5 protein-coding genes are annotated in these 2,990 nt (G+C 33.3%); all 5 read right to left on the bottom strand.

The features are described from left to right. On the bottom strand, positions 1-626 hold a 626-nt coding region (locus DXB43_RS14855; RefSeq protein WP_243006699.1), incomplete at its 3' end, for a LytR/AlgR family response regulator transcription factor. A gap of 280 nt (positions 627-906) precedes the next feature. Next, positions 907-2,349: a hypothetical protein gene (locus DXB43_RS14850; protein WP_015517468.1), complete on the bottom strand. Its 1,443-nt coding sequence runs from the start codon at positions 2,347-2,349 to the stop codon at positions 907-909. A gap of 72 nt (positions 2,350-2,421) precedes the next feature. Next, on the bottom strand, positions 2,422-2,622 hold the full coding sequence (locus DXB43_RS15960) for a DUF6947 domain-containing protein (protein WP_081453954.1): 201 nt from the start codon (positions 2,620-2,622) through the stop codon (positions 2,422-2,424). Beyond that, positions 2,585-2,773: a hypothetical protein gene (locus tag DXB43_RS15060; protein ID WP_044928892.1), complete on the bottom strand. Its 189-nt coding sequence runs from the start codon at positions 2,771-2,773 to the stop codon at positions 2,585-2,587. Before DXB43_RS15060 ends, DXB43_RS15960 begins: the two co-directional genes overlap by 38 nt. A gap of 48 nt (positions 2,774-2,821) precedes the next feature. Next, entirely contained in the window at positions 2,822-2,983 is a 162-nt protein-coding gene (locus tag DXB43_RS15850; RefSeq protein WP_442969681.1) for a DUF3879 family protein, read from the bottom strand. Between the last annotated feature and the right edge of the window lie 7 nt (positions 2,984-2,990).

Below are 2,990 nucleotides of genomic sequence, written 5' to 3'. Positions count from 1 at the left end.
ATTTTTTCAATATGCCTTAAATTAACCAGATTTCCCCTGCAATTCACAACAAAATCATAGGGCTGCAGTTCTTCAACCAGTTTTTCAAAAATGCAGTCATACTCATATGTGATATCAGACAACGCTATCAGTACTTTTCTTGATCTTTTTATGTATTCAAAATATAAAATGTCCCTGAGTTTCAATTTGATTGACAGATACTCTTTCCCATTGCTGTCCGTCACTTTATAAAAATCCTTTTCTGCTCCGGTATCCGGCAGTTGATCCAGTAGTTCCAACATCTGCATTTCCAATTTATCATATTCCAGTGGTTTACATAGAAATGAAAATGCATGAACTTCGTTAATGACCTGCATACAATATTCTTCATAACTCGTAATATACACTAATTTCACATCCGGAAATTTTTCCTTTAATTTTCTCCCCAGTTTAATACCATTCAGTTCTTCCATCGAAATATCTAAAATTCCGATATCAATACGACTGATATTTTCAAGCATTTGATTTGCAGACATAAATTTCTCTATATGATAAGCAATCTTTTGACTTGTAAAAATCTTATGCAGCATATTCACTGCACACTCAAGATCTGCTATATCGTCATCACAAACAGCAATTTCCAGCATATTACTCACCTTCTTCCTATCTTCCTACTATATCGGTAATTTTTATTTTTCCATTAAATAAATATAAAGTACTCTGCATATTATCTAAATAGGCTCTAAATAAATATCATATATATAGAAAATGTGCCATCATCTTGACGGCACATTTCCTATATTTTCCCCCCAAATTATATTGCTACAGTATAGAATACCATTGTCTGTCCATACTATCAGCTTCATACTGATATGTAATCAACTGATTCATGTCTTTTAAACCCGCCATTTCTATTAGGTTCTATCATTATATTATAGTTTTCATATTTTTATAGTATCCTGCATTATCCATAACACTATTATTGCCAGATGTACCCACAGTACTTACCTCAGAGTCCGAAATATTATACCCTGCCTTAAATGCAAGAATATCCTCCAATCCATATTGATTTTTATAATCCGTCAGCATATAGATATTATCTCGTATTTCCTCATATTTCGCATTGGCTTCCTGGGAGTTCATTATTTTACACATTTTCTCTGGAAGTCCGGTAATCTTCCCATTGTCATCTACGTTTATATCGTCAAATGAATACTGTCCATTTGTTGCTTTCTGAATGAACTGTTCCACTTCATAGTAAGCATTTACTAATCTATATTGTGTGTTAGAAATATCTGCTGTCTGAATATATTTTTCCCACATATCATCAGCAAAATTTTCCGATATCATATTTTTTATCTGTTCTTTGTTTTCTTCTGTAATGTCCCCGTTAATCGTAATAGTTCCAGATACATCTATTTCAATTTTCCATGATGTATCTGGCAGTTCAATTCCTTTTTCATTTGCTATTCTTTCTATTTCTGCATAAAAATCGTTTTTTATATAATTCGACTTCTCTGCTCTCTCATAATCAGATAAATTGGCAAATATTTTCACATATGCCATTTCCGACACACTTAACTGCTCCCCCTTTTTCATCTTATTTAATAATTCTTCTACACTATCCGTTCCCGAATATTTTTCATCTTCCGGCAACGCTTCAAATTGCATCTGATGTAATTTGTCAATTTCGCTTTGATATGTTTTTTCATATTTCTGCTTTATTGCATTTTTTTCTTCTGAATTATCTGCATTTGCTATTTCTTGTGAGTGCTGCACATTACTACTTGAAGTATCCCTGTTTTTCGTTTCCGTAATTTTTATTCTATAGGAACCTTCCCCGGAATCCGATGTCATATTGGAATTTTCTACTCTGATCACATAATCTGATGTAACGCAGTCCCAATTAGGTACCGTAAGCTGTTTATTACCATGTCCATCATCTGTCGCTATTCCAATCTGATTGCCATATAAATCGTACAATACTAAATTATATGCCTGACTATTCTTGCTTTCCAATGAAATCGTTATCTCTGAAGATATACCCATTTTAGAGTAAAAACTTTTTTGCGGATAAGAAAAAGAATAGTAATCTACATCATATTTTGAATCGATTGTTCCCTCTAAATAACTTTCATTATTATGCAACAATGTTCCTATATCATATGTACTGTAATAGCGATCTACCTGATCATCGTATTTCGTATGCTGATGATAACTATCATTCTTATTTGTTTTGGCATTTTCTATTAACACCGTTTGCTCATTTAATTCTTTCATCGGCGATTTAAAACTTTTTGCTGCATTTCCTGTCTCATATATTTTACTATCTACTATTCCGCCACCTATATAATGTACATAGTGTCCCATCTTATCGTCACCTCTTGGAATCCACGGATGGTATAAAAATACCATCCGTAATTTATTTATCTTTCTAAATATTTAGCCCACTATTATTCCGAAAGGAACTAAATAATCCAATGTCATCTGTGTCATTGTAGTGCAACTAGCATTTACATAAGAAATACCACTTACCCAATGTACTGTAACAGATGTTGCATAGTTTCCATCAATTGATCCTGATGGTGGATTATTGTCAACCAAGTCACTCCACCAACCTGCTGGTTGTTGATTTTCCTCCATTAATAGCATTCAGCTTAGTAGTTGTCTTACTATAAAAACTTGAAGCTGCAAATACTGGTGTTACAAAAAGCAAACAAACCATCATACTTACAACAACTGCCATAAACGTTTTTCTTGAAACCGTCTTTTTAGCTTTTTCTGATATTCTCATATTAGCAACCTCCTTCAAAAATGAAATATATTCCACATAAAAAACATACTATATTTTTATATCTACTGATTTCTTGCCACTCTCAACATACTCTCTCGTAATGCCATCCAATGCGCCAGCCGGTATTGGTTTACCAGCTCTCCATGTAGGATCTGCGACTTTTGCAGCTTCTGCAAATGCCTGTCTGTATTGATGTTCATATTGTTCCATTGTCCAG

Origin of the sequence: Roseburia sp. OM04-10BH (assembly GCF_003462605.1) — a bacterium.
GTDB classification, from domain to species: Bacteria; Bacillota; Clostridia; order Lachnospirales; family Lachnospiraceae; genus Roseburia_C; species Roseburia_C amylophila.
Note: the sequence above shows the minus strand (reverse complement) of the source record. Positions and strands in the feature narration are given on the sequence as shown.

What these genes read in the sequence shown, in the direction of transcription:
- DXB43_RS15850 (WP_442969681.1), bottom strand. Translation starts at nt 2,983, where the DNA reads ATGGAACAATATGAACATCAATACAGACAGGCATTTGCAGAAGCTGCA.
- DXB43_RS14850 (WP_015517468.1), bottom strand. Translation starts at nt 2,349, where the DNA reads ATGGGACACTATGTACATTATATAGGTGGCGGAATAGTAGATAGTAAA.
- DXB43_RS15960 (WP_081453954.1), bottom strand. Translation starts at nt 2,622, where the DNA reads ATGGAGGAAAATCAACAACCAGCAGGTTGGTGGAGTGACTTGGTTGAC.
- DXB43_RS15060 (WP_044928892.1), bottom strand. Translation starts at nt 2,773, where the DNA reads ATGAGAATATCAGAAAAAGCTAAAAAGACGGTTTCAAGAAAAACGTTT.